General features: G+C 36.8%; 9 protein-coding genes and 1 tRNA gene. 4 read left to right on the top strand and 6 right to left on the bottom strand.

Annotated elements, in window-relative coordinates; translation table 11 throughout:
* Positions 1–198: 198 nt before the first annotated feature.
* From ACIQ2S_RS02480 to ACIQ2S_RS02505, 6 genes are all read right to left on the bottom strand, one after another.
* Positions 199–269 (bottom strand) — tRNA-Cys (locus ACIQ2S_RS02480).
* A 66-nt stretch (positions 270–335) separates the two neighbouring features.
* Entirely contained in the window at positions 336–695 is a 360-nt protein-coding gene (gene folB / locus ACIQ2S_RS02485) for a dihydroneopterin aldolase (protein ID WP_396172518.1), read from the bottom strand.
* 18 nt (positions 696–713) lie between these two features.
* Positions 714–1,655 carry a type IX secretion system membrane protein PorP/SprF gene (locus ACIQ2S_RS02490; RefSeq protein ID WP_396172519.1) on the bottom strand — a complete coding sequence of 314 codons (942 nt, stop codon included), beginning with the start codon at positions 1,653–1,655 and terminating at the stop codon, positions 714–716.
* A gap of 61 nt (positions 1,656–1,716) precedes the next feature.
* On the bottom strand, positions 1,717–14,379 hold the full coding sequence (locus ACIQ2S_RS02495; RefSeq protein ID WP_396172520.1) for a T9SS type B sorting domain-containing protein: 12,663 nt from the start codon (positions 14,377–14,379) through the stop codon (positions 1,717–1,719).
* A gap of 9 nt (positions 14,380–14,388) precedes the next feature.
* Complete coding sequence (locus ACIQ2S_RS02500) at positions 14,389–16,281, bottom strand: PorP/SprF family type IX secretion system membrane protein (protein WP_396172521.1); 1,893 nt, start codon at positions 16,279–16,281, stop codon at positions 14,389–14,391.
* A gap of 5 nt (positions 16,282–16,286) precedes the next feature.
* Complete coding sequence (locus ACIQ2S_RS02505; RefSeq protein ID WP_396172522.1) at positions 16,287–20,027, bottom strand: gliding motility-associated C-terminal domain-containing protein; 3,741 nt, start codon at positions 20,025–20,027, stop codon at positions 16,287–16,289.
* A 429-nt stretch (positions 20,028–20,456) separates the two neighbouring features.
* Here ACIQ2S_RS02505 and ACIQ2S_RS02510 point away from each other — a divergent pair, with 429 nt between their 5' ends.
* The 4 genes from ACIQ2S_RS02510 to ACIQ2S_RS02525 form a co-directional block, all read left to right on the top strand.
* Positions 20,457–22,163 (top strand): glutamine--tRNA ligase/YqeY domain fusion protein, encoded by a 1,707-nt coding sequence (locus ACIQ2S_RS02510; RefSeq protein ID WP_396172523.1) that lies wholly within the window; start codon positions 20,457–20,459, stop codon positions 22,161–22,163.
* Between the two features lie 462 nt (positions 22,164–22,625).
* On the top strand, positions 22,626–22,955 hold the full coding sequence (locus ACIQ2S_RS02515) for a YtxH domain-containing protein (protein ID WP_396172525.1): 330 nt from the start codon (positions 22,626–22,628) through the stop codon (positions 22,953–22,955).
* Positions 22,956–22,958: 3 nt separating this feature from the next.
* Positions 22,959–23,309, top strand: a complete 351-nt coding sequence (locus ACIQ2S_RS02520; protein WP_396172527.1) for a competence protein — start codon at positions 22,959–22,961, stop codon at positions 23,307–23,309.
* Positions 23,310–23,311: 2 nt separating this feature from the next.
* Positions 23,312–23,505, top strand: a 194-nt coding sequence (locus ACIQ2S_RS02525) for a DUF6327 family protein (RefSeq protein WP_396172528.1), incomplete at its 3' end; no start/stop codon positions are given.

A 23,505-nucleotide genomic window follows, 5' to 3' on the forward strand; every position in this document is an offset into this window, starting at 1 on the left:
TCACTTTTTTATTTAGTATTATTAATTCTTTTATTTATCAGATAAGAATAATACCCAGGTCACAAGTTTCCTTCAAAGCTTCAGAGGCGTCGCCCGTCCCTGCCGGAGAACTGGGGTTGACGGTTTTGCATCCTCTTTAATTAATTTTTTCTAAAAATTTACAATAAAAAAACCTCCAAGTTTCCTTGAAGGTTTCAGAGGCATCGCCCGGATTCGAACCGGGGTAGACGGTTTTGCAGACCGGTGCCTAGCCGCTCGGCCACAACGCCTGATGTTTGAGGGGCAAATATAGCAATTAATTTGGAATTTGGAATTTGGATTTTAGAATTTTTGCCTTAGGTTCTAAATTCTTCCATTTGAATGGTAACCGCTTCTACATCACCACCAATGGGCGGATTTAATTTGGAAACAGCAATTGTAATTGTTGAAATAGAAGGAATTTCATCGAAAATTCTCTTGATGATTCGATGAGCCACATGTTCCAATAATTGCGAACGAACGGCCATTTCTTCCACCACAATTTTGTTTAAATGGACATAGTCAACGGTGTCTTTTAATTGATCGGTAAGCGAGGACTTTCGTAAATCGGTTTTCACCTCCAAGTCAACACTGTAGTCGGAACCAATTTTACTTTCTTCAACTAAACACCCGTGAAAAGAATACGTGCGTATGTTTTTTAAACGGATAATGCCCATTTTAGTATTTTTTAAGTATTAATGTGTACACGGGCAATTGCTGATTCCTTGAAATACATCCACTCCTAATGTCAACATATGTGTCCCTGAATTATATCCTAACAACTCATTAACGGTGACTTGATAGGAGTAGGCAACATAAAAGTTTTTCTTTTTCATGCCAAACATGGGTCCAACATTTAAAGGTTCCAACAATTGATCATTTAAGAAGCGATAGGAAATTCCCGCCCAATAATAATCATCAAAGTTAAAGAAACGAAACTTTAAATTCAAATCGGTTGTAGAACGAGCGTCGCTTTCAAAATATTGGAAGTACATTGAGGGTTCAATTTCGTAGTTTCTACCGGAATTTTTGCCAATAACGTAGCCGGTGTAAACCTGATAGTTTCTCAAAGCAAGCGGTTCAATGCCTGTGAACATATCAATATCTTTATTTAAAATGTTTCCAACAGCAAAGTTGAGATAAAAATTTTCTTTTCGGTACAAAGCACCTATATCAAAATTGTGGTTGATTAATCGACGGTCATCGGTTACTGCAACGTCTGTTCCGGTGAAGTTTTCTATATCAATTCGAAATTGATTATAGTTATACGAAATACCAAAAGACAGGAATTGCTCCATTGCTTTGTCTAAAATCAAGTGATGGGCAAACGAAACTTTTGCTCCGGTTTGACGAGTGTTGCCGTTTTTATCATTGTACAAGTACAAACCCACGCCTGACTGATTGTGGATTCGCAAATCGGCAGCTATGGATTGGTTTTGTGGAGCATCGTCAATACCCACCCATTGGGTAAAACCGTTGACACGAATTTTAGCATAATCACCAACTCCTGCATAACTAGGTGCAATGACAAACGGGTTGTCTGCCAAGTATTGTGTAAACGAAGGTAATGTAAGCTCTTGAGAATTTCCAGTACTATAGAAAATTAGTGCAAGTATTGAAAGTATAATTTTTTTCATTTTAGGAGGTTTTATAAAAACCGACCTCGGATTTGGGGCCGCCCGAAGTCAGTTTTCAAATTTATCTATATAAGGTTACATTTCCAACTATTTGTCTACCGTCTCCTAAAGATATGGTGTACCAATAATCTCCGGTAGGAAGTTCATTGCCATTGTATTTGCCATCCCATCCAGCATTGGCACCAAATTGAACTATTTTTCTTCCATAACGGTCGTGAACATATATTTCAATATCCGGGAAACCAGCAGTATTTGTCGGTGTCCAAAGGTCGTTTTGTCCGTCATTATTTGGTGTGAAGAAGTTTGGAATTTCAATATCAACAAAAGTCATTGCAATAGTCGCTTCGGCTCTACATCCAAAGGAATCAACTACTTCAACAGTATACGTTCCTGTGGCATAAATCTGGAATACATTGGAACTTCCTTGGTTATAACCGTTTAGGAAGTAAGTATATATTCCGGAACCTCCGCTTGTAGTAGCTGTAAACTGATTTAAACCGGTTTCGGCCAACGTAATTGCTAAAGGAGTAATGTTTGTTACTGTAAACGATACTTCTTCGGTACATCCATTAGGATGTATTACAGCTATGGAGTGATTTCCTTCACTTAGGTTGGTAAATGTATTGCTGCTTTGAGGAGTTCCTCCGTCTAAGGAATAACTAACCACATTGGCGATTGCAGGATTCACGGTAACAATAGCAGTGTTTTCAGCATTGTTGCTCAAACAGCCATAATCTACACCAACCTCAGCTTGTATATCCGCAAAAGGATCAAGAGTTACGGTAATGGATGTCTGACAATTGTTGGCATCTCTTACATAAATGGTGTAGGTTTGACCACCGGTTAAGTTTTCAAAAAGCACTTGGTCCACTACAAAGTTTGAATTAGCACTTAAGCTTGTAGAATAGGGCAGTGTACCACCCGAAATTTCTAATTCTATCGCACCCATTGAGTCACCAATACACATGTCTTGGAATACATTTGCTGTTGTTGCGGTTAAGGCTGATGGCTCACTTACTTTCACAATCAAATTAAACGTACAACCTATGGCATCTTGCACAATTACGGTGTAAGAACCTGCTGCAAGATTGTTAAACGTATTATTTGAACTGAAGTTTGTAAGATTTGGCGAAATAGCATATTGATACGGTGCTGTTCCTCCGGTTGCATTCACAACTGCAGAAGCGTTGGCTAAGCCAAAACAAGTAGCCGGAGTCATTACATACGTTCCTTGGACAGGAATACCTGGATTAACGGTGAATGAAACAGTTTTCAAACATCCATTAGTGTGTAGTACAGAAACAGAATGAGTTCCAATGGCAACGTTTGTAAAGGTAGCACTTGATTGATAAGCTCCGCCATCTAATGAATAGGTTACATCGTTGATTACTGCAGCATTTACAGAAATAGTCACTGTATTTCCAACCACATTATTCAAACAAGCATAACTAATAGCAGCTGTTGGATTAATTGCTATCGATGGATTCAACGTAACCGGAATAGATGTGATACAGTTATTGGCATCTCTCACAAAAATAGTATAGGTTACCCCACCTACTAAATTGGAGAAGGTTAACTGATTTAGAATAAAGTTAAACGTATTGTTTAAACTTGTAGCATACGGTGCTACACCGCCTGAGATGTTTATCGAGATTGATGCATTGGCATCTCCTTGACACAATTCTTGAGTAGTAGCAGTAACATTTATCACAACCGCATTGGGTTGCGTAATGTTTACCGTTTGAGTAGCTTCACATCCAGCCGCATCTTTAGCAATGATTGTATAGGTTCCTGCCGCTAAACCAGAATATACGGTTTGCGATGTAAACACGGTTAAGTTTGGAGTAACAGCATATAAAATAGTTCCGTTTCCACCACTTCCCGAGATACTGAAACTTCCTGAATTGGTTCCGTTACAAGTAACGTTCGTTACAGAATTTACAGCTAAGGCAACAGGTACAATGGTATTAATGTTAATGGTAACCGATTGAATGCAACCGTTTGTATGTTGAACATTCACCGTATGTGAACCAGGTGTTAGATTTTGGAACACATTACTCGCTTGATAAGCTCCACCGTCTAATGAATAGGTCACAAAATTAAGAACCGGAAAGTTTACAGAGATTGTAACCGTATTACCAGGTGTGTTATTTGCACAAGCATATGCAACTGTTGCAATTGGGTTGATGGTAACTGGAGCATTTAATACTACTGGGATGGAAGAGATACAGTTGTTGGCATCTCTCACATATATAGTATACGTTTGACCACCGGTTAAATTTGAAAATGTAAACTGATTGGCCACAAATGAATTGGTGTTATTCAAACTCGTTTCGTAAGGAGCTACACCACCTGTAATTGAAATAGTGATACTTGCGTTACCATCATTGGTACATAATTCTTGAGTGATAGAAGTTGTAGAAATAAGTATTGCAGCGGGTTGATTTATTGTTACAGTTTGAGAAGAGGTACAACCAATTCCATCTTGTGCAACCACAGTGTAATTACCAGCAATTAATCCGGAATAAACAGTTTGAGATGTGAAATTAGTTAAATTCGGACTGATAGCATATAATATGGTACCTGTACCTCCGGTAGAAGAAAGAGTAATTGTTCCGGTGTTTCCTCCATTACAAAGCACATCTGCTGTTGCTGAAATCACAATATTAACTGGTTGATTGTTATCAATTGTAACTTGAATAGCTTGGATACAACCGTTGGTATGTTGTACTTCGATTGTATGTACTCCTGGAGTTAAATTTTGGAACACATTGCTAGATTGATAAGTTCCACCATCCAGCGAATAGGTTACATCGCCTACTATAGCACTATTTACTGTCACCGTTACGGTGTTTCCTGGAATATTATTGGTACAAGAGTAAGTTACAGTTGCAGCAGGATTAATAGTAACCGGAGCATCTAATAGCACAGGGATGGAAGTGATACAGTTGTTGGCATCTCTTACATAAATGGTATACGTTTGACCACCTGTTAAATTTGAAAATGTAAACTGATTGGCTACAAATGAATTGGTGTTATTCAAACTAGTTTCATAAGGAGCTACACCACCAGTAACCGAAATAGTGATACTTGCGTTACCATCATTGGTACATAATTCTTGGGTAACAGCATCAATTGCAATAACTACGGGAGTTGCCTCAGTTAACGTAATCGTTTGAGATGTGGAACATCCTAAATCATCTTGAGCAACAACGGTGTAAGTTCCGGCTACTAAATTATTGTAAACTGTTTGAGAAGTAAACGTTGTTATATTTGGACTTATTGCGTAAACTACTGTCCCTGTTCCACCAGTTGAAGAAACAGTGATACTTCCGGTATTAAAACCATTACAAAGAATATTTGTAGTTGAATCAACAGTTAATGTTACAGGTAAATTGTTATCAACTGTTACTTGAACAGGTTTTGTACAACCATTGGTATGTTGTACATCGATTGTATGAATACCAGGTGTTAAATTTTGGAAAATATTACTTGTTTGATAAGCTCCACCATCTAATGAATAGGTAACGTCATTTACTGCAGAAGCATTCACTGAAACTGTAACCGTATTGCCTGGAATATTTGCCAAACAAGAGTAGGATATCGCAGCTGTTGGGGTAACTTCAACAGGAGCGTCCAACGATACAAAAGAAATTGTTTCACAACCATTGGCATCTTTTACAAAAATGAAATACGGTAAACCACCTGCAAGTCCGCTGAATGACAACTGGTCTTGAACAAAGTTAGCAGGGTCTTGACTATTTAAACTTGTAAAATAGGGAGCTGTTCCTCCGGTTACTACTAAATCAAATGAACCGTCGTCATCACCTAGGCACAAGTTTTGAACTACATTTGCAACGCTTGCAGTTAGTTCCGCAGGTTCAATTACATCAACACTTAACAGAATAAAACATCCCGATTGATCTTGTACCAAAACACTATAAGTGCCTGGTTCTAAATCATTAAAGTTGCCGTTGGTAAAAAATTGATTTAAATTAGGAGAAATTGCATACTGAATGTTTCCTGATCCACCGGAAGCAATTACTTCAATACTTCCATCTTCGCCACCAAAACACAATACATTGGTAACATTTACTGCAGATACTAATAATTGCTGTGGATTAGTAATAACTACCGGAGTAGATGCCGCTAAGCAGTCACCGCTTGCAACAGAAACCACATAAGTTCCTGCAGGCAAATTAAGAAAGTCACTACTTGTTTGCGGACCGGCAATGATGTTATTTGCACCATCTAAAAGTGTGTAATTATAATTTCCTAAACCTCCCGTTGCATTTGCAAAAATGGCCGCAGTTGATTCTCCAAAACAGTTAACAGTTGCACTGCTTAAATTTAAATTCAAGTTTAACGCCGGAACTGGAGAAATCGTCACTTGATTGGTTAAAACCGCCGCACAGTTATTGGCATCTGTAACATAGTATTGGTAAGTACCGGCACCAACCACATAGGTGGTCGTACTAGTAAAATTGACACCATCTGTACTGTATAAATAGGGAGGTGTTCCACCGGTAGCACTAATGGTTACTTCTGCTAAAGTAGTACACGACAAAGTGTTTGTTAACGATAATGAAGCTACAATTGGTGTTGGTTGAGTAATAGTTAATGTATTGGTTGTAAGGCCGCAATTCCAGCCATCAGTAATAGTAATGCTATATATTCCCACACCTAAGCCGGTAAAAGTAGAACTCGTTTGTGCTCCGGAAGAGGAAACGATTACAGTTCCTGCAGCATTATAAGTATTTAAAATGTATTGGAAAGTACCCTGACCTCCCGTTACACCAATTGCAGAAACACTAGCATTTGTATCACCAAAACAAAGCAAGTTCGTATTTGTAGATGTAATTGCAGCCGAAATAAATGTTGGTGTTGTTAAAGTTACTATAGCAGTCGAAATACAACCTCCGGCATCTTGCACAGAAACAGTATAATTGCCTGCCGCCAAGCCAACAAACAGTGAATTAGGTCCATACGGTTGGATAGTTGTAGCGGTTGTGTTGTTTACCAATTGATACTGGTAGGTTCCCCATCCACCGCTGGCAGTTGCATTAATTTCCCCTGCACTGTTCGTACAAGTCACACTTGCTGTTTGAGTAGCTGTTAAAGCTAATGGAGCACTTGGTGATTCAACAACAATAAAGTTTGAATTAGCCGTACAGAAAGGAGTTGCAGTGGCAGTAATTTGCACCTGGTGATTTCCAGCTACTAATCCCGTAATAGTAAATGGATTAGTTGAGGTGTTTGAATTGCCTGATGCAATAGTAGTCCCAACGCTATTTAGTACTAAATACGAATATGGTCCCGAATACCCGGATGTAGAAATTGTAATTGTACCATTTGAATCGTTAAAACAAGTAACAGGGGTAGCTGCTGTTGCAGTAACATCAATAGTATCAAACGGTAAAATTTCAAACGGAGCTGTAAGTATTGAACAACCTGTCACATTATCAGTTACCTGGAAAGTATAACTTCCCGGAGCCGTTAAAGTAAAAATTGGGTTATTCACTTGCGATGGACCACTTGGTAATAACTCATAAGTGAAGTCTCCCGAACCTCCTGTTACTGCTATCAAAACAGTTGCAGGGTTGAAACAAGTTATTGCAGTAGTTTGATTTACAACTGCTGCCGTAATTGTTGGTAAAGGGTTAATAATTACTGAAGTAGTTTGTAAGCAGTTATTTGTATCTCTTACATAAACAGTAATGTTTTGTACAGATCCATTATCAGCGATCGTAAAAGTATTTGTAGGGAAATAATTGATTCCATTAATACTGTAATTATAAGGAGCTGTTCCTGATGGATTTCCACCTAAATCATTCAGTACAGTTACTGTAAGTAAAGACGTTTGAACAGTGTTGGAAGCATTACATACAAAAGCAGTAGCAGTAGCACTAATTGCTAACAACGAAGGTTCTGTTATAGTAAATGTTGCCAAGCCTTCGCAACCTCTGTCTGAAGTAATGGTTAAATTATAAGTGCCAGCAACCAAACCTGTAAAGTTTCCATTGTTTTGAACAATCGGAGGATTGATTCCATTTGTTAAAGTAAATGTATACGGTGGATTATTATTGGAAGCATCTAAAATAGCTGAAATACTGCCATCACTTCCACCGTTGCAGCTAACATTTACAAAAGAACTAGTAAATGTTACCGGAGTCGGTACAGATAAATTGACTGGAGCTGAAGCATTACACGTACTTGTTACATCAGTCAAAACAACAGTAAAGTCGCCAGCTGGTAAACCGGAGAATATTGCACTTGCTTGAGGTCCTTGAATGGTTACTCCTAAGTTATTTTGTAAAGTATATTGGTAGTTTCCGGATCCACCTATAGCTGCTACAGTTATTACACCATCATTGTTTGCACAGGAAGGTAAAGCTGTAACTACCGGATTCAAATTTAAAGGAGGCAAGATAACAACAGTAACAGTGTTTCCACAGCCATTTGCATCATTAATTTCGATGGTATGAGTACCTGAAGACAAGTTATTGTAGCTGAAATTTGCAGCCACTTGTGCTTGGAAAGTACTTCCGTTTAAACTGTAGCTGTAAGGTGCTACACCATTAACCGTTCGCACCACGGCAATACTGAATCCACCTTCATTTGCCGTACATTGATTGATTACCGATGCGGTTATAGCAGGAATTGGATCTGCTCCAACAGTAATAGTTGTTGGCGTTGATTGAATACAATTATTAGCATCTTTAATATAAACCACATACGTTCCTGCTTCTACGTTAAATACTGAACTACTTGTTCCTGTCCACGTTGTAACTGTAGGAGCAGGGTCACCGGCAAGGGTTAACTGAAATTGATAGGGAGGAGTTCCAAATTGTCCAACAGCAGAAATTTGACCGGCATTTAAATTACAATTATCATTTTGTGTAACGGTTGCTGTTACTTGTAAAATACTTGAAGACTGAGTAATTGTAAACGGCACGGAAGCATTGGTACAACCATTTAATGTCCCTCCAACTTCCGTAAATAAAATATAATAGATTCCAGGACCTAATAAACCGAAGTTATTTACTGTTACTGGAGCTCCTGTTAAAGGTGCTGCAGTTCCAACGCCTCCAACGGGAGTATTTGCTTGCGAATTGAATAGTTGATACGTAACAGACGTTGTAGTTGGTCCGTAATTACTGAATGTAAAACTCACATTTCCATTAGCACTTCCGGTACAAGTCACGTTGTTTACCACGTTAAGGGACGCGACAAGGTTGGAAGGAGAATTAATTGGTGTAGTTGATTGTTCAAAATAGTAACAGTTTGTCACTAAATCATGTACCACAAATGTATATGTTACCCCAGGAGTTAATCCGGTGAAAGTTGATGTTTCCGGAGTCCCAACATCAGCTGGTTGAAAACTCGTAGAATACGGAGGCGTGTTGGTTTCTAAAATACCAAATTCATACGAACCACTACTAACAGCAGCTGTAACAGTAATAATTGCAGTTCCTCCGGTTGTACAATCAGCCGTTGAAGTAGATACGTCAATGGTTAGATCATTTGGCGGAGAGGCTATAACAATGTTTGAAACTGTTTGCGAACAACCGTTTGCATCGACTACTACAACATTATAAATACCATAATTTAAAATTAAGAAGGTATAATTTTCATTTGCGGTTGTGTTGTAAGCTGCAATAAATCCAAAATTGTTATTTAAGGTATAGGTATAAGGAGCGGTACCGCCGGTTACTCCTTGAACAATTATTTCTCCAAAAGAAGTACCTGTTCCAGAACAAGTTATATCAACCGTTGCTATTGTAAATGCAACAGGGCTTGGTTGGGCAATTGTTATCGAAGCAGTATCCGTGCAACTGTTTGCGTCGGTAAGTGTAATTACATAATTACCGGCCGCTAATCCTGAGGTTTGATTACCATAATTCACTCCTGTGGTTGTGTTAACTACCGAAAGCGTAAAAGGAGGTGTTCCTACAACCGGATTGATTCCCACAGTGATTGCAGCTGAAGCTTGATTTGCACAAAGAATAGTTTGAGTTTGCACAACACCAGTTATATCTGGATTTGTGATGGGATTAATTGTAAACACGCCCGATGTAAAACTACAACCTTGCGCATCTGTGAATAAAAATTGATAGGTACCTGGGATAGCAGTAGTTAAATTCAATACAGAGCCAACAACAGGTATAGGTCCGCCGAAAGCACCGCCATTAAAACTAACTTGATAAGAAAAGGGCAAAGCACCACCACTAATAATCGTTTGAATAATGGCATCCGGTGTTACTGAACAATCAAATCCTTTAATAATGGAAGTGCTTCCTATTAATTGTGTGGTAATTGTTTGAGAAACGGTTGCTGTACATCCATTACTATCAGTTACAGTGAATGTATAAGAACCAGGAGTTAAATTTGAAAAGATATTCGAATTTTGATTCGGACCTCCATTATTGTAAACAAATGGAGCCGTTCCTCCTATAACTGCAATTATAATTGTTGAAGCATTTGAAGTGTCATAGCAAGTATCAGATGATGCGTCAATCGCTGCAGTTAGTGAGGAAGGAGCAGTTAAATTAAATGAACTTGAAACCGCACATCCGTTAATATCTGCTACAGCAATTGAATATGCACCCAGCAAAGTAAGATTTGTAAATGTACCACTAGTTTGAGGACCAACTGTTGACGCATTTGGTAATGTTAATGTATACTGATAACTCCCCCATCCGCCTGTTGCAATGGCTACCACAGTTCCATTTGACAAACAAGTTATTGGACCAACTGTTTGTGTAAGCGATAATGCACTAACAGGTCCTGCAACAATAACGGTTGCAGTACTGGTGCAATTTGTTACTGTATCAGTAATAGTAATGGTGTAGGTTGAAGCAGCTAAATTTGCTACGGGGATTACTGTTAAATTTGAGTTTGTTCCCGCGGCTACAATTGTTCCCGAACTAGCTACAACCGAATAATTATATTGATTTATAGCTGCTACATTAAATAGGATCGAACCGTTTGAACCACCAAAACAAGTAATATTTGAAAGCAATTGACCCGTAACATTGATTGGTGCAATGGGGTTAATAGTATAACTTTCTTGATAGGTACATCCATTGGAATCGGTAATTAAAAATGTATAAGTTCCAGCTGTTAAACCAGCGAATACCGGATTTGTTCCGTTACTTAAAGTTATTGGGGCAATAATTTGGTAATTGAATGGAGCAGTTCCGCCTATTGACGTTACTGTTACTGTTGCTACTTGAGCCGGACAAGTCAAAGTAGTTGCCGTAAATGAAGCATTTGTTAATTGGTTTGGAGCTACTAAAGTAATTGTATTTGTTGTGGCAATACAGCCATTGGCATCTTGAATATAAATGGTGTAACTACCCGAAGTAAGTCCGCCAAAATCTACTGCCGGAAAAAAGTTAACTCCGTCTAAACTGTAAAGATAAGGAGCCGTTCCACCTGTTACGCTTCCTGGCTGAACGCTAATGGTTCCCGAATTAGTGATACATGTATAATTTTGCGTAATTATTGCAGTTCCACTAATTGCCGAAGGAGCTGTAATAATAAAGGTTTCCGCAAAGGTACAAGAAGTTGATCCTTGCGATTGCAATAAATTTACGGTATAAGAACCTGCAGGTAGGTTAGTAAAGATTCCTGAATTATTGGAAGCTATCAATACTCCATTCGAATCTAAAAGTTGAAATGTTACAGCAAAACCATTAGTAGTTGTAATGGTATAAATAATTGAACCATTGGCAGCACCACTACATTGTACGTTTTGTACCGCAGAAGTATACGCAACATCAGGTGTAATTGCTATTGTTACCGGATTTGAAGTTGCCGCACAGTTGTTTGCATCTACAACTATAAATTCATAAATACCCGGAGTGGTAATTATAAACGTATTATCTGATTGAAAATCACCTGCGGCAGGATTTTGTGGCACGCCATTAATGCTCCCGATTGCATAGGAGTAGGGTGGATTTCCACCTGAAGCAACCACCGTAATAACTCCGTCATTGCAACCAATACTTTGGGTTACTGAGGCAACTAAACTCAAATTATTTTGATCTAATATATTAACGTTGTCAGTAAACGTACAACCGTCTTCTGTTGTGACAGTTACGGTATAGGTTCCAGGATTTAAATTTGAAAACGTGTAATCATTGTCAATTGTTAAACCACTTGTTAATGAAATCGGACTTGTAATTGAGTAGGTATATTGCGGTTGAGCTCCTGTTACTTGTGCTCGAATACTGCCAAACCCATTGCAATTTGCATTTTGTACAATTAGATTTACCTGGAAATTGCTTAATTGAATACCAATGTTAGGCACTTCAAACACACAACCATTGGTTACACCATTCTGAATAATTTCAACCGTATAAATTCCGGGTGTAGTAATTACGAAATTTGGATTAGATTGATAAGGAACTAAGATAGTTCCGGTTGTTTGATCTACTAACTGAAATTGATAATCTGTTGGAAGATTTGTAATCAATATATTTCCCGGTGTTGTACATAAAATATTTGTAGAAGTATATTGAATATCTAATAAATTGGTAAATACATCAAAATAGAAACGAGAGAAACAACCCTCTTGATAAAAAATTGTTACACGGTATTTACCTGCCGATGTAACATTAAAGTCGGGTCCGGTTCCTACTTGATTCCATGTGCACAACGGATTATTATTCGCACAATTGGCTACACTAACTGGAGGACAACTGGTTTCATTTAAAATTTCCCAAACTACACTTGTTGCATCACTAATTCCTGTTTGGATCAACTGACTATCACCGGTTCCACATAAAAAAATTAACGGTAAGGGTGTTCCGTCATTCGGACAAATAACTACTTGATCCGCAAATGGAATCACAGGATTGGTTTGTGTTGTTCCAAATAGCAGTACATTAAACGTCTGTGTAATACTTAAACAAGGTGAAATGGCAACATTTTGAACAGTGTAAGTTCCAACTGCACTGACAGAAATTGATTGTGTGGTGCCAATTACAGCTCCTAAACTATTGAACCAGGTGTATGAATCGTAGCCATTTGCAGCAGTTAAAGTAATACTATTTCCGCACAAAAAGGCTTCGCTTTCAAATAGACAGTCGTCTAAATCAACTATAAAATTTGATGGACCAAAAACACCAAAACCACAACTATCTAATCCCGCAAAGCTAGGGTCATCAGAGATAATATTGTTATTTAGTAAGCCCTGATAAGTGGTATACGCTTGATTTTGAATTAAATTGGAACAAGCATCTTCAAATTCATTACAAAGTTCGGCAACTTTTACACGTATTTTAATGGTGTAAATTGGATCTCCTATTTGTATTAAATTATTTGGCAGTGTAAATAGTAATTCATCATTTCCGGGATCAAAAGTATATGTAACACCCGGTGCTGCACTTAAATCGACAGAAAGAAAACTTGTGTTGATAGGTAAAATATCACGAATGGTTGCATTTGCCCCATCATCATTGCCTATATTTTGGAAAGTAATCACATATTCAAGAACTTGCCCTAGGTTGACAGCAGCCCCACCAATGTCATTTCCACTTAAATCTTGTACTGTTTTTACTAGTTTGATGTCCGGCTCGATTATTTCAATGTTAAATGCATTGAAAAACATAAAATACGTATCTTGAGTTGAAGTAATTCGCAAGGTTGCCGCTGTTTCATTATTTGGAATAATACTGTTGAGCGGATTGGCGATGGTAATAAGATCCCCATCATATCCCAAGGTATTTAAACTGTTGGGAACTCGTGTTGTAAAATCTAGATTATTTAGTGTAAGTCTGCTGTTAAAAAAATTATTTGCAACATTTAACGTATTACTTAAAGGCGTGAATGTTGCATTAGATGCCGCTTTAAAAAGTAGCTGGTCTCCTGTAATTCTGTTGTCTCCCTCCAATGCTGCCGATGCCAATTTTGCACGAACCGGAAACGGAGCAGGTAATGAATTAAAACCAGTAAAATTTATATCTGTTTGACCAATGGTGGCACGAACGCCTGCAAAACCATCATAGGCAGTAATTAATTTTCCCGTCATTGTTGGATTTTCATAAACAAAGAAAATGGTCCAACCACCAGAAACCCCTCCCCCATTAAGAAAACCTTGGGTTGCTCTAATATTAGCAACTGTATATTCACCCTCTGGATTCGCTAAGCCGTTTACTAAGGATGTAATATCTGCATAACAAGCGTAAGGACTATTGGCAATAAATGCGGGATTTGTAAATCCGTCAAATATTAGTTGACCTGTAACATTTTGGTAGGTTGTTGAGCCAGGAAGTTTGATTCGAACTTGATTAAAATCGTTTGTACGAATATTATCTCCATCGCCTGGCGAAGTTGAGTATCCATTGTTAAATCGGTACGTTGCCGACCAATATAATCCGGCATAAACAATTTTACTACAACCGCTGGCAGGTAATCCCAGTGTTGCACTACTTGAACTAAAAGTAGAGGCGTCTGTATCAACATCAATATATTGCATATTGAGATTATCATTGAATTCAGATGCTGCTCCAAGTAAATTATATGGAACATTTGGGCCGCCTGTGGTTGATTGACGGTTTACAATATTGTTTGAAATCAAGGTCATATCACCCTTTAAGTTCTCTTCATATCGAACAGTAAAAGGAACAGCAACCTGAGCTTGAACAATCAAGTTTGTAAGAAAGAAACAACTGAGTAAGGCAATTGTTCTAAACGGTGCAAAAGTAAAGGTTTTCATTTTGGGGGCTTATTTTATATTTATATTCATAATCCAAATAGTGTCAAAATAGGTGTTGTCAACATTGGTATAATAGGAGATTAGGGCATCACTCCAAGTAGAATGTTTACGTAAATACACATATCTTAAATTATTTTTCGGATTCACAAAGTAATTTGCTTGTACGCCTTGTTTTTTCAATTGATTGATAAAGTTTGTAGCTAAGGCAGGTTCAGAAAATACATTCGCAATAATGTAAAATCCTGGGGCTTGATTCTCTACTTCCAAATAATTTCTTTTGGCCGTAGCTCTTTGTTTAGTGGTTAATTTTGAATAATACTCTTTAATTTCTTCGTCTTTAATTTCAAATTTAGGAGTTTTTAAATCTGCTTTTTTTGACGCAGGTTTTAGAGCATCTAGTTTCGAGGTTAAGTCTTTTTTTGCTTCATTGGCAGGAGCGGTTTTAGCGGTTGTTTGTTTTAGGTCTTCTTTTTCTGTTGACGATTTCATTGCTGCTTGAATGGTTGAAATGTCTTTTTTAGTATCGGTTGTACCTGCACTTTTACCGTTTTTAGTAATAGTTGTAGTTGTTTCAGTCACCACCGTTTTTTCTATAATTTCTTCAAAATCAGTTGTTTTTTTATCGGAAGCTGTTCTTTCTAATCGCTCGATATAAGCCATTAAATTGTTAATTCTATTATCAAATTCTTCTTCTTTCATTTTAGAAATAGAATCTTCCTTCACAATCATGTCCAGTAATTTCAAATGTGTTTCATTTAGTGTCATTCGCAATTTTTCAATTTCGGCTTTTCTGCTCAAATCAACCGTCTTTTCATTAGCTAAAGTTGATTTATTTTGATTTTCTGGTGCGTAAACTGTTTCCTCTTCTACCCATTCTTCTTCGTCTTCAATCACTTCAGTGGCAATTAGTTCCTCATTCATTTCGTTTGTTACTGTTTCCGTATTGTTTTTTGTGTTATCAAATATACTTGTTGATGGGTTATCTTTTTTATAAGGAAATCTAAATGCTAATGTTATTTCGTGCGTAGGACCGAAGTTTATAGTACCTTCTCCAATCACTCGTTCATACGTATAACCCAGCGATAAGCGATTCGTTAAATGGCCACCAAGTCCGATGCTAACACCATAATAATCATCAATGCCGGTTTGAACCCACCCCAAATAAGGAAAATTGACCAAAAAGGATCCGCCAATTTTAAAGTCTTCTATTTCGTTTATTCTGCCTCGCATCATAATTCTGAAAAAGCCATCATCAAAAATACCTTTCTGATTGGTCAAATAGTGATGATACATCACGTGTCCGGAAAAAGTTTTGTTGGAGTATTCCTCAATCATCGAGCTAGATTTAAAATCATAGTCTACCAGATTTTCGGCATATACTCCAACATCAAAACTTCCCCATGTAACATTGATCCCCGGTTTCAATGTTAGGACGGAATTGTTAGCCAACTCCATTATGGCAGGATCAGGCTCACTACTAACAGCTCTATTGCTGTTAACCCCCGTTGCGTAGTAAGCCAAGTTGAATCCCAGTGCCAATGATATTTTTTCTTTTAATTTTATTGAATACGCATAGTTTGCAACGCCACCAAAACTTGTGATAATACCTAAATTTTGTTGGTATAATCCAATGCCGGCTCCTGAACGCTCGCCAACCTTACCTGCATAACTTATCATGTATAATTCAGGGGAATCGTTGAATTCAATCCATTGATTTCTGTGGTATAACGTTAGATAGGTATCAGTTTCTTTTACAAAAGAAAAGGCAGGATTAATCAAATGACGGTTAAAAACCAACGTGTTTTGAGTAGGCACATTAAAGGTCAATACAGGTCCGTCTTGTGCTTGAATAAATTCAAACACAAACAAAGCCAGAAAAATATATAAAAGCCTTAAATTCATTGCGTTTATTCGATGATGGTAATGGTGCCTTTTTTAGTTATTTGATTGTTTTCAGAGATGGTATAGTAAACAACCGGATCTTTTTTAGAATATGAAAAGGTGTTAGTTGGCCAATTATTTTGGTAGTTTCTACTTCTAAAAATTACTTTTCCTGAAGAAGCATAGATGGTGATTTCTACATCTTCTTTGTTTGTATATTTTTCAGGAATAGCCCAAAGATCGTTTCTTCCATCGTTGTTGATGGAAACAAAATTTGGAATTACAATACTGTTGTTTTCTATTATAGTTACATTGAATATTTTTACAATTTCACAGTTTCCAACCATTGCAATTAATAAATAAGAACCTGCTTCAGAAACGCCATAAGATGGACCCACAGCCACTAAATCATCTCCAAAAAACCATTGATATGAATCGCCTCCTGTTGCATAAACCATTTTGGTTGAACCTTCAAAAACAGTAAAGTTTTCAGCCTCACTTAAAGTTACATAACTTTCGTCGATGGCATTAACGTTTACCTCGTTTGAAGTATAAGTACAATCACTCACAGTTACTACTAAATAATACGTTCCTGCGGAAGTAACGGTTAATTCACTTTGACTTCCGATGCTTTGAGTTGTTCCTGATCTAAACCAATTGTACTGGTAATTGGCTTGATTGGCATTGGAAGTTAACAAGGTGCTTCCGCCGTTTTCACAAATGAATTCTGCGTCAGCAACGACTGTTACCTGTATATCTAATCCAAGTTTAATAACCACTATGTTAGAAATAATAAGATTGAAATTAGGAACTACTACTCGTAATTCATAACTGCCATTTTCGGTTAATGACGTAATATCAAGTGTGTTTTGATTGGAAGAAACAACCAAATTATTGTTGCGGTACCATTGATAAGTATAACCATAATCATTATTCAAAATAGAAACAGTTCCAAGTGATGTAGTCGCATTAAAAGATGTAATGCGAAGTTGTGTTGCGCTGTTAGCACAATCAGCATAATTTGATGACGGAGCGATTACAACTGTAAAACTGTCGGGATAAATCAAATCAACAACAGCTTCTTGCGTTGAATTACATCCTTGTGTTTGTGTAACGATTACTTTATAGGTTCCGTTTAATGTCGCTGTATAAGCGGAAGAATTTGCACCTGCAAGTAGCACATTATTTCGGAACCACTGAAAAGTTGGTTGAACAGCATCGGTTGTAACTTGTAAAACTTTTGACTCACCAGGTATAATCACATCGGTTGCAGGGACATTTAAAGTAGCAGTATAGGTACTTTCTTGTAAATCAATTGTGTTTGATGTTGACGAGCAAGAGCCATTAGATACAATTAAATAATAGTTTCCAATTTCAGAAGCAGCATAGTTTGCAACATTTGAGTTTGGAATTAAAGTGCCATTTTTATACCAGCTGTAGGTATAAAGACTACTAGTTTCAGAACTAGAAAGCGTAATAGTATTTCCATTGCACAAACTACCTTGAGCCGTTATTGTCGGAGTTGTAATTGCTAATGCAACTGAAACATTATTTGAAATAATCACACCATAATTTGGTAAAGTTACACTTAATGAGTAGGTGCCGTTTTGAGTAGAATTACTTATATCATGGGTTGTATTATTTGCACCAGCAACAGCATTGGTGTTTAGCAACCATTGATAAATGAATGCAACATTGTTTGGATTTACATTTATATTCCCTTGCGAAGTTTGAGCAACAAACGAGTTTATTACCAATGAAGTAGAATTACTAACACAGTTTTGATAGCCGGAGTTTACATTTATAGTTAAGACAAAACTAGTTGGATATACTAATGTTACACTTGCTTCTGCAGTAATAGTGCAACCATTTCCTGCTTCTGTAGCAATTACTTTATATATGCCATCTTGAGTTGCAGTATAGCTTGAGGCAGTAGCTCCTGCAATTAAAATGTTGTTTCTATACCATTGATACGTTGGTTGATTTAGTGAGGTGGTAGTCGTCAAAACTTTTTGCTCACCCGGAAGAATCACATCGTTTGCCGGGTTTTCAATAGTTATTGTTCCGGTTGCAGCTTGAATGTTCCATAAATTTGATGTTACAGGACAACCTGAATTGGTTACAATTACATAATAGGAACCTTCTTGATTGGTGCTTAAAGTAGCACTAATTGCTCCTGAGATGGCAGCAGCATTTCTGTACCATTGGTATTGATATTGGCTTCCGGAATATGTACTACTTAATGTTACTGTGCTTGAAGAATTACAATAAGTTCCTGTTTGACTAATTACCGGGGCTGCAGCATTTCCTAAAGTAACAGTGATGGTGTTTGAAGTAACAGGATTGGTGATGTTTGGAATCGTTACAACCAAATTATAATTACCATTACCTAAAGTTTGATTAACAGGTAAAGTTAAAGCAGTCGCACCTGCAATAGGCTGATTATTTTTATACCACTGATACCCATAATTAAAGTTATTATTCAAAATACTTATGGTTGAAGTGGATGTTATTGCATTGAAGGAAGTAATTTCTAATGTTGTGGAAGAACTTACGCATGATTGATAGTCGCCAGTTGTATCAACTACAAGGCTGAAACTGTTTGGATAGATTACATTAACGGAAGCTTGATCAACCAATGTACAATTTTGGGTTTCTGTTACAACCAAAGTGTATAAACCAGATAAAGTTGCCGTGTAGGATGAAGACGTGGCTCCTGAAATATTTACACCATTTCTTCTCCATTGATAGGTAACATTTACACCGTTATTAATAGAGTTAATACCTAATTGATCTCCTGGAATTAGCACTTCTGTTGCGTTTACATCCAAAGTAACTTCTAAGTCTTGAAGTTCCAAGAACATTTCGTCCGATTCAAAAACACACGAGCCAACAGTGATGATCAACTTGTAGGTTCCTTCTAAAGTGGCATTATAAGTTGCATTTGTTGCACCGGTAATGGCAACGTTATCTCTATACCATTGATACAAATACGCAGTATTTTGATTAGAGGATACTAATGTTTTGCTTGAACCCGCACAAATAACATCGCCCCCGTCAGTTGTATCTATTGTTAAAGTAAATCCGGCAACCGTATTAACAGTTATGATATTTGAATAGGAATTCATCACACAAGTTCCATAATCTACAATAACATAGTAGTTGCCTGCTTCTGTCACATTTAGTGTTGGTCCGGTAGCTCCTGCAACCACAGCAAAATTTCTGTACCATTTGTAAATCAATCCGGGATAGAATAACGGTGAAGCCGGTGTTCCAGTATTATCTACTTGTAAAACTACGGTTGATCCTTCACACGAAGTGATGCTTCCCGCATTGTTATTTATAGAAAAAGGCTGATTATGAATGGCATAATAGGCAGGGAAACTAACACTCGCAGGACTTGTAGCTGAAGGAGCAGTGCTTCTTACCCGTACTCTGTATCCTTGGCCAGCAGTGTTTGTAGGTAATTGAAAATTTGTATTAACCGGAGATGTTGCACTTGTAAGTGTTTGAACTACTGTGGCAGTACCAAATCCTCCTGTTGCATCAGACAATTCAACAATGAATTGATTTCCTGCTTGTAAGTTCGCCGGCGGGAAAAAAGTAAATGAAACGTTATAGGTATTGAATCCTGCAGAAGCACAGGCTTGTGAGAAGCCTAAGGTAGGTGTGCCGATAACTATTTGTGCTAATCCATTAACGGCACTAAACACAGTTAGCAATAATAGGATTAAGAAATAGCGATATTTTGGGGTACAGTTATACATACAATACTACTTATACTTTAATTGCCTCTACCCCTAAAAGCAACAAAATATATTTATTACATTAAATAAACCAAACTACACATTTTTCTGTTTGACAAACAAGGTTTGTTTCTGACAGAATTTCAGTTAAAAAACTGAACATTTATTTTCATGAAATAGTATTATAGATACACTCAAAAATGAAGGCATAAATAATATAGTTCGAAGATAATATATTTTGTATGTTATAAACAAGTTATGAACATTAATTTTTTATATTTTAATTAAAATATGTGGAAACCCGTAATCCAAAATCATTTTTTTGTAAGATAATTAACTTAAAAAGTGTTTTTAGTCGATTTTATTTGCATTTTATCGATATTTTTATTTGCCTGCTTACGTTCGGAGGTTTGCTTGAATTTGTGTATTTTTGCACTTCAATTTGAAATTATGTCTGAAGAAAAAGCATTAAATTTTATCGAACAAATTATCGAAGAAGATTTGAAAAATGGATTTCCAAAAGAGAAACTTCGTTTTCGTTTTCCACCGGAACCTAACGGCTATTTACACGTGGGTCATGCTAGTGCCATTTGTTTAAATTTTGGTTTAGGAATTGATTATCAAGCACCTGTAAACCTTCGATTTGATGATACAAATCCGGCTAAGGAAGAACAAGAATTTGTGGATGCTATTAAACGTGATGTTTCTTGGCTGGGATTTCAATGGGCCGAAGAACGATATGCTTCCGATTATTTCCAACAATTATACGATTGGGCTGTTGAATTTATAAAAAAAGACAAAGCCTATGTAGATAGTCAATCTTCTGAAGATATGGCCAAACAAAAAGGAACGCCTACGCAAATAGGAACGAACAGTCCATTTAGAAATCGCTCCATCGAAGAAAATTTAGATTTATTTTCTCGCATGAAAAACGGTGAATTGCCGGAAGGAACGCATGTTTTACGTGCTAAAATCGACATGGCTTCTACTAATATGTTGATGCGTGATCCAATTATGTATAGAATTTTACATAAACACCACCACCGTACGGGTAATGATTGGTGCATTTATCCAATGTATGACTGGGCTCATGGCGAAAGTGATTATGTGGAAGGAATCTCTCATTCCCTTTGTACACTTGAGTTTTTGCCACATAGAGAATTGTATGATTGGTTTTTAGATCAAATTTACCCTGAATCAAGTTCAGGGTCAAACAACTTAACAAAAGTGCGTCCGAAGCAAAGAGAATTTGCACGAAGAAATCTTTCACACACTGTGGTTAGTAAACGAAAATTGATGCAGTTGGTTCAAGAAGGGCATGTTACCGCTTGGGATGACCCACGAATGAGCACCATTTCCGGTATGCGTCGCAGAGGTTTTACACCAACCGCAATACGGAATTTTGCAAATACGATCGGTATTGCAAAGCGTACCAATCTAATCGATGTTTCATTGTTAGAATTTTGTGTTCGTGAAGATTTGAATAAAATTACTCCGCGAGTGATGGCTGTTTTGAATCCGGTGAAGTTGGTGATTACCAATTATCCCGATGGACAAGAAGAATGGTTGGAAGCTGAAAATAATCCGGAAGAGGAAGTAATGACGTACAGAAAAGTTCCTTTTTCTAAAGAATTGTATATAGAAAGAGAAGATTTTCAAGAAGAAGCTCACAAGAAATTTTTCCGTTTGACTTTAGGAACAGAAGTTCGTCTAAAAAATGCTTATATCATTAAAGGAGAATCAGTTATAAAAGATTCAGAAGGAAATATTATTGAAATTCACGCCTCATATGATGTTGATTCTAAGTCCGGAAGTGGCACCGAAGCCAGTCAGCGAAAAGTAAAAGGCACCATTCATTGGGTATCCATTCCGCATGCAATGGAAGCAGAAATTAGAGTGTACGATCGATTATTTACACATGAAAATCCGGATGGAAATAAAGAAGTAGATTTTAAAGAATACATTAACCCTAATTCTTTAGAAATTATCAAAGGATATTTGGAACCAAGTTTGAAAACGGCAAAAGTGGAAGACCGATTCCAATTTCAACGATTGGGCTATTTTTGTGTAGACAAAGATTCGACACGTGAAAAAATGGTTTTTAACAAAACAGTTGGTTTGAGAGATACTTGGGCAAAAGTTGAAGCCAAAGAATAATATAATCAGTGTCTTTGTCATTCCGACGAAGGAGGACCCGAGCGAAGCGAACTGGCGAAGCAATCGCGTCATGAGATTCCTCTTTCGTCGGAATGACAATTTCGATCGGGTTTTAGATTAGTAAATATAAATTCAATAAGTATTTTTAATTACTTCCTATTTGTTAAGTCACTATAATTTATTATTATACAAATCCCGTTTTGCAACGGGATTTGTTATTATGTGTATTTCTTATTGAATTTTAAAACACATAGATTTTTATTATTAAAAATGACCTTCATATTTTGTTTGTGAGGCATTTTCTAGATTTTGACAGTAAAATATATGTTTGCCTCTTATTTCGTTCAGTAGAATCCATTTATTTGATTTTTACCTTTTTTTAGGTCATTTTTTGAACCTTAGCAAGGTTTTTTATTTTTTATTCGTAATTTTAAAATTAGAAATGATTAAATCATAAAAATTATGTTGAATAGAACCGGAGATACTTTTTTAGCACTTTTAATTGGAACTGCCATTGGAGTTGGAATAGGAATATTATTTGCTCCCGATAAAGGAACAACTACACGACAAAAAATAAAAGATACTTTTGATGAATCAGGAGAGGATGTTTTGATAAAATTCAATGATGTTGTATCAACTATTCAAAACAAAGCAACTGATGCAAAAGCTTCGTTGGAAGAAACTTTGAAAGAAATGGCTTCAGAAGGAAGTTATAAAACAGAAGAATTAATTACACTGTTAGAACAAAAACTAAAAATCTTAAAAGAAGAAAACGCTAAATTCCAAAAATAAATTATGGCTTTTGAAGAATTAAAAGAAAACGTCAACCAAATCCAAGAAGAAACCAAAGCCTATTTAGAAAGTAGTGCGGCGTATTATAAACTTTGGGGATTCAAAGTGGCCATGAAATCGGCATCTACCCTAGTAAAGTTTTCAATGATAGCTATCTGTTTATCAATGGTTTTGCTTTTCGGTTCGATTGCCGGAGCCATTGCACTAGGCTATGCTTTGGATAATTTTGCCTACGGATTTCTTATTGTAAGTGGCATCTATTTGGTTTTCACAATTGCACTTTTTTTAGTGAAAGACAAAATTGTAGAAGGTCCGGTGATGGAAAAATTTTCTGAAATCTTTTTTAACGACTAACTATGGAACCTAAAAAGTATACTTCTTTTGAGCAAATTGAACGAGACTTACAAATCTTGAAGTTGGAGCGTGAAATACATTACAACAAAATTGTTTTAAACTACGAGCAAACAAAAGAAAATTTAACACCTAGAAGTTTGTTATCAAGTTTGTTGCATTTTAGTATTCCCAACAATTTAGGAAGTATTATTAAGAT

Source organism: Flavobacterium sp. (assembly GCF_044371705.1).
Classification (GTDB): Bacteria; Bacteroidota; Bacteroidia; order Flavobacteriales; family Flavobacteriaceae; genus Flavobacterium.

Coding starts and splice junctions, on each gene's coding strand:
- ACIQ2S_RS02515 (WP_396172525.1), top strand. CDS start 22,626: ATGTTGAATAGAACCGGAGATACTTTTTTAGCACTTTTAATTGGAACT.
- ACIQ2S_RS02500 (WP_396172521.1), bottom strand. CDS start 16,281: ATGAATTTAAGGCTTTTATATATTTTTCTGGCTTTGTTTGTGTTTGAA.
- ACIQ2S_RS02490 (WP_396172519.1), bottom strand. CDS start 1,655: ATGAAAAAAATTATACTTTCAATACTTGCACTAATTTTCTATAGTACT.
- ACIQ2S_RS02495 (WP_396172520.1), bottom strand. CDS start 14,379: ATGAAAACCTTTACTTTTGCACCGTTTAGAACAATTGCCTTACTCAGT.
- folB (WP_396172518.1), bottom strand. CDS start 695: ATGGGCATTATCCGTTTAAAAAACATACGCACGTATTCTTTTCACGGG.
- ACIQ2S_RS02505 (WP_396172522.1), bottom strand. CDS start 20,027: ATGTATAACTGTACCCCAAAATATCGCTATTTCTTAATCCTATTATTG.
- ACIQ2S_RS02520 (WP_396172527.1), top strand. CDS start 22,959: ATGGCTTTTGAAGAATTAAAAGAAAACGTCAACCAAATCCAAGAAGAA.
- ACIQ2S_RS02510 (WP_396172523.1), top strand. CDS start 20,457: ATGTCTGAAGAAAAAGCATTAAATTTTATCGAACAAATTATCGAAGAA.